The following is a 5,702-nucleotide window of genomic DNA, read 5'->3' as shown; positions in this document are numbered from 1 at the left end:
GATGCGGCAGTCGGCCGCGTTATCGGGTACACCCTGAATAAATTTTCGATCAATTTTGAGCGTGCGCGCTGGTAATTCTTTCAGGTAGGCCATTGATGAATAGCCAGTACCAAAATCATCGACGGCAATTTCTACACCATAGTCCTGAATTTTTTGCAGGCTCTTTGCGGTGCGCTCCAAATTTTCAATCAATACTGATTCGGTAATTTCCAAACTCACGCAGCGACCGGGTACGCCGGTACTGGCGAGGTCATCAATAATGCCCTGATATAAATCTTCATCGGTAAGCAATTGGGCGCAGACATTAAACTTCATATTGAAATTATCATTGACCAATCCCTGTGCGCGCCAATTGGCCAATTGTTTACAGGCGTTGAAGCGGCTTTTGGAATCTATTTCGCTGATCAGGCCAATCTCTTCGGCGAGGGTAATAAATTCACTCGGTGGCAAAATACCGCGTTCCGGGTGATCCCAGCGAATTAAACCTTCGGCACCGCAGATTTCAAAGGTTTGTGCATCCACGATGGGTTGGTAAAACAAAATAAAGTGATCGGTGGGAATCAACGCGCGCAATTCTTTTTCAAGGCGCAGGCGCTCTTGCATTTGTGCTTGCATTAGCGAAGAAAAAAATTGGAAGTTAGCGCGGCCATCTTGTTTGGCGCGATACATGGCCATATCGGCTGCTTTGAGTAAGTCACTGGCGTTTTCGCCTGCATCCGGATAAGCGGCAATACCAATGCTGGTTGAAATAGAATGCTCGTTATTGCCGATTAAAATGGGGCGGCGCAAATCATCGAGAATTCGTTGGGCTAGCTGGCTGATGGCTTCTTGCGAATCAAAATTATGCGCGAGGATTGCAAATTCATCGCCACCCAAACGGCAGACGATATCACCTGCACGCACCACGTGAGTCAAACGGGTGGCCACCTCTTTTAATACCTGGTCACCAATAACATGGCCGAGGCCATCGTTAATAAATTTAAAGTTATCGAGGTCGAGAAATAATAGTGCGAGTTGTTCATTGTGGCGTTTAGCGCGCTGGATGGCAGCGCGCAAGCTCTCATCAAAGTAGTAACGATTGGCGAGGCCAGTGAGTGAATCATTTTCGGCCAATGCGCGTAACCGCTGATGGCTCTCTTGTAGTTGTCGCTCCAGCACATGGCGTGCACGCGCGTGGGTGATGGCGCGAGTTAAGTGTTTATGGGCAATTTCGGATTTGAACAAGACATCCTGTGCGCCAGCTTCAATAAATTCGCGCTCCAGATCATCATCGGCACTGGCGCCAGTGAGAATAATAATGGCAGCGTGATGGTGGGGATGTTTATTGAGGAGTTGCAAAACCTCCATGCCATCGATGTCGGGCAGGCGATAGTCGAGCAGAACCGCATCAAAGTCATTGCTGTCAAATTGGGCAAGACCTTCACTAGCGGAGCAGGCTTGGGCAATAGTGATATCCCATTCCGTTTTCTTGAATGTGCGAATAATGGCTTGTCGGTCGAGCTCGTTGTCATCGATGAGCAATAGCTTCATGCAGGATACCCCTCCGCCTAAAAGTGCTTATCCAACCACAATTATTTTTCGTTAATCGGCAATTCAATTACCCGCCAATAATGATCGAGCAAACTAACCACTTGCATAAAATCGCTATCCATTCGCTGTTTTAATAAATAGCCGGCGACATGCTCGCGATAGGCAGCAATGATGTCCTCATCCGACTTGGACGTCGTCAAGACAAAGACTACTGAGTGAGTCAATTCCGGATCAGCGCGTAGCGCCTCCAAAAATTCCAGGCCGTTCATGCGCGGCATGTTGATATCCAACAAGATAATATAAGGACTGGGTACTTCGCCATTACGCAGTATTTCAAGCGCTTCCATGCCGTCCTTAGCGCGGTAGAGTGGGTTGAGCAATTTGAGTTTATGGAGCGCGCGCCTTAGTGCAGTTGCATCTATATCGTCATCATCGATAATCAGCAAACTGACGGTTTTGAACTCCTGACTGCCAAGCGGATGAATTTTATCAATCATGGTCCGGTTTCCTTTTGATCGTCTGTGGCCAAGTGAAGGTAAAACGGCAGCCGCGCCCATCTGAATGCACACTGATCTTGCCACGGTAGGTTTCCACAATTTTTCTGATCAGCGCCAGCCCCATACCACTGCCTTCCAGTTCGTCGCGCGGCCTTAGTGTTTGGAACATGCCGAACACCCGCTCCTGGAATTTGGTGGGAATACCAGGGCCGTCGTCGCTAACACTGATCTCATAAAAATCATTATTGAGTCGTCGCCCTTCAATACGAATAATCCCCTCATCCAAATCGTGGTGTTTGATGGCGTTAGAAAACAAATTACGCAGAATTTGCTCGAAAGGTGTGCTCAACGTATCGAATACGGGCAAGTCGTCGCCCAGCTCTAAATGCAGACCTGATTTTGTATTTTGAATTTCAAATAGCTCTTTTGCCATCTGCGCCAGATCAATGCGCGTGACATTGCCATAGGTTTTTCCTGCGCGATAAAAAATCAACATGTCATCGAGTAATTTTTCCATTCGCTGAATACGGTTGCGCAACAGATGGGTATGTTTACCTACTTCGACAAACTCCTTTTCTGCCAAGTCTTCATCGATCCAGGCAGAGAGTTGGGAAATACCGCGTAGGGGCGATTTCAGATCATGCGATGCGACATAGGCAAAGGTTTCCAATTCTTTGTTGGTTTGTTCGAGGCGTTGATTGGATTTTTCCAGCTCCCGTTGATGTTGCTCTAACAGTTGTGCTGATCTTTTGCGTTCATCAATGTTATGGGCAAATATCCTGAGCGTTTTGGCCATATCGCCAATTTCATGGGGATGATCACTGAAGGGGATTGCGATATGGGTGTCACCGTCCGCAATCGCCAGCATAGTCTGGCGAATTTTTTCCAGTTGCCAGCTTAGGCTGCGGGTAATTAATGCTGACACCACAATTCCCATTGCTAAAAAACAGCTAATAACGACAATCATCAGGTTGGCGGAATGATTTTTTGTCGTAATTGCTTCCTCATTTAATATCTGCATTTGCTCCTGCGCAACAAGGACGATCTTATTGCATAGCTCCTCTATCCCAACTATCTTTTCTTGGTTTTTAGAGAGTGCAATCTGCTTAAATGTCGCAACATCGCCCGCCATAAGTTGCTTGTGAATGTCTGAAACCAGTTGCCGCCATTGGTCGAACTCACGTGTTAGTTGAGCGGCGAATTGCTGATTTTTCGGGTCGCGCTGGATCAATGCTATCTCAGGCTGTACTTCGACGCCTAACTCCTCGATTATTTGAGGAATATTGCGTTCCTCTGCCAGAGTTGGATTAACTGCTACATCTTTGACAGCACGATTGAGTCGTATTGCATAACGCTTTATTCGAAGTACAGCAGTGGTGGTTTGCAATGGACCTTGGTATAGCTGTTGTGAGATGGCAGCTACGCTATTAATTTGCAACAAGCCGATCGAGCCAATGCCAATAAACAACAAACTCATAAAAATAAAACCGGTAGCCAGTCGGCTAAAAAAATTCAGGCGGTTAAACGCCTCAATCGCTGATGCATAGCGCAGAGCGAATAGGGCACTTGCAAAAGCTAAAAGGCCTACGGCAGTTTGAGGAGCCATTTTTATGCCCAGCCAGATAAAGGTGGGGAATATACCAAAGCCCTGGCCAACCACTGCCGCCAGTGTGACGAACACGATCATCAAACTAATCAGCGTCGTAGCAATAGTGAAATTGCCCTGTGCGTAGCGTGCACATAGCAGAGCACAACCCGCGAGTAGAAACGTTGAGCTTGTAGCCGGCGAAATCGGCTGGCTGCGCAGAGGAGGTTCAGCAAGAAAAATGACAAACCAGTTAGTCGTGTCTAAACCAACTCCGGCGACTATATCGAGAAGTGTCGCTATCGCAATGGTAAGTAAGGTTGCACTGCAGACGATAAGTAAAGTGCGTTTGAGCGTCAAAATAGCCAATAACCCCAAACCACACGCGATGAATCCTATCGCAGTGTTATAGGCCATGAGTGTTGCATAAGGATAGATAGGGGCGAATGTCTTCGGCGCATGCCAGCTCAGCAATACGCAAATACCCACCGCGATCAAAAAAACTGATATGAGTGTTGTAGGTAGTGAGTAACGAAATCGGGAAAACGTAATTCTGTGCATGTCTCGTTCAAATCCATGGCCCCTGAGAAGTATTCCCTCCAACCATATAGCTATTGGTTTTTTGCGACGAGAGGGAAAGCACTAACAAACAAGAGTGTAGATGAGCAATTGATAAATACTCTTAAAAAGCTATTTCTCGCAGCAAATAATTAGTGATCGCTATTGGTTATAATCTTGGGTAATAACAGCTAATGGAGAATTGGGTGACCACGATCGTAGAATCTCCCTGCGTGCGCAATTGCTGCTTGAATGAGGCCGATATTTGCGTGGGCTGTTTTCGCAGTCTGGAGGAAATTACTCGTTGGAGCATCGTGGATAACGAGGCAAAAATGCAGATCCTGATGCAGGTGGCCATACGCAGGTCACAACCGCGACACAAACCTGCGGTAGGTAGCGGCGACGCGGATAAGTAACTGGCACCGGATTTTGCATTCGTTTATTCTTCGCCACCATAAAAATAGCAGCGATTTTGTTATACAACTTCTCGCCATTAGAACTAGACTTGCCCTGAATGCCTGACTTTGTTGATGAGAACTTATATCGTTAACATGTGAGCCAACAACAATAACAAACTGTTCGATACCTTGGATGCGAATGTCCAAGACCTAGGACCAAACACACCAGTAGAACGCCCATGCAGTCTTTTACCGCGTCGCTCAAACTCTGGCTCAGCATGCAATGCCAAATGCTCGGTGGCGTTAGTGCTGCCATGTTGGTGCAAACCACTTTTGGAGTCCCCCCCAAAATTGTTGCCAAGTGGCCAAATGCAGCTGCGAACAATTCTGCCTTACGGGAGGCGCTCAAGCAGGTATTGGATAAAAAACGCCTGCACCTGGAGCCAGATGGTGATGGCCATTTTATTCTTGGTCAGCCGCTGGTGATTGACGGTGAACCCTGGGGCGTGTTGCTCCTGCATCTGCAATTAAAAGATAAAAAAGAATTACCCGCCGTATTAAAGAATCTCAAGCTCGGCCAATACTGGTTGCAATTTTTATTGCAGCAGCCCGACGAGGCTCCGCCTCCCGCTGCTGTCCCCATCATTGATAAAAACTCTGCCAGTCCGGCGCTGTTGCAACTCAGCGCTAGTTTATTAAAAGAAAACTCGCTGCAAGAGACTGCAATCAGCCTGGTGAATTTGCTCGCCGGGTTTTTGCAAGCAACGCGCGTTAGCTTGGGCGTGCGTCACGCAAACAATATTTCGCTGGAGGCGATTTCATTTTCGGCCAACTTTGATAAACGCACCCAGGCAATGCAAGCAATTAGCGAAGCCATGACGGAGGCGCTGGAGCAGGGCGCTGCAATTGATTTTTCTCTCGTTCAAATTGCTGAACCTACTCCTGATTCGAACGTGGCCTTACCGGTGCTGATCAAACACGCGCACCAGCAATTACAGCAGCAACAGCAACTGCAATCCGTGCACAGTTTGTTGGTGCGCAATGGCGATGTGATTATTGGCGTGCTCACCATCGAACTGGATAAGCAGGCGATGCTGACCGATGACCAGCGCAGTTTTTTACAACAGGCATTGC

The 5,702-nt window shown here is 47.5% G+C and carries 5 protein-coding genes; 2 read left to right on the top strand and 3 right to left on the bottom strand.

The window, feature by feature from the left end; translation table 11 throughout:
• The 3 genes from ACWA6V_RS16195 to ACWA6V_RS16185 all read right to left on the bottom strand — a co-directional run.
• Positions 1–1,530: putative bifunctional diguanylate cyclase/phosphodiesterase (locus tag ACWA6V_RS16195; protein WP_449523464.1), on the bottom strand; the 1,530-nt coding region annotated here is incomplete at its 3' end.
• A gap of 41 nt (positions 1,531–1,571) precedes the next feature.
• Positions 1,572–2,027 carry a response regulator gene (locus ACWA6V_RS16190; protein ID WP_449523463.1) on the bottom strand — a complete coding sequence of 152 codons (456 nt, stop codon included), beginning with the start codon at positions 2,025–2,027 and terminating at the stop codon, positions 1,572–1,574.
• On the bottom strand, positions 2,020–4,029 hold the full coding sequence (locus ACWA6V_RS16185; protein WP_449523462.1) for a sensor histidine kinase: 2,010 nt from the start codon (positions 4,027–4,029) through the stop codon (positions 2,020–2,022). The genes ACWA6V_RS16190 and ACWA6V_RS16185 overlap by 8 nt, the downstream gene beginning before the upstream one ends.
• Positions 4,030–4,376: 347 nt before the next feature.
• Here ACWA6V_RS16185 and ACWA6V_RS16180 point away from each other — a divergent pair, with 347 nt between their 5' ends.
• Positions 4,377–4,586 (top strand): DUF1289 domain-containing protein, encoded by a 210-nt coding sequence (locus ACWA6V_RS16180; RefSeq protein WP_449523461.1) that lies wholly within the window; start codon positions 4,377–4,379, stop codon positions 4,584–4,586.
• Between the two features lie 221 nt (positions 4,587–4,807).
• Positions 4,808–5,702: GAF domain-containing protein (locus tag ACWA6V_RS16175; protein WP_449523460.1), on the top strand; the 895-nt coding region annotated here is incomplete at its 3' end.

The sequence above is a fragment of the Cellvibrio sp. genome (genome assembly GCF_053579595.1).
Note: the sequence above shows the minus strand (reverse complement) of the source record. Positions and strands in the feature narration are given on the sequence as shown.

What these genes read in the sequence shown, in the direction of transcription:
- ACWA6V_RS16190 (WP_449523463.1), bottom strand. Translation starts at nt 2,027, where the DNA reads ATGATTGATAAAATTCATCCGCTTGGCAGTCAGGAGTTCAAAACCGTC.
- ACWA6V_RS16185 (WP_449523462.1), bottom strand. Translation starts at nt 4,029, where the DNA reads ATGGCCTATAACACTGCGATAGGATTCATCGCGTGTGGTTTGGGGTTA.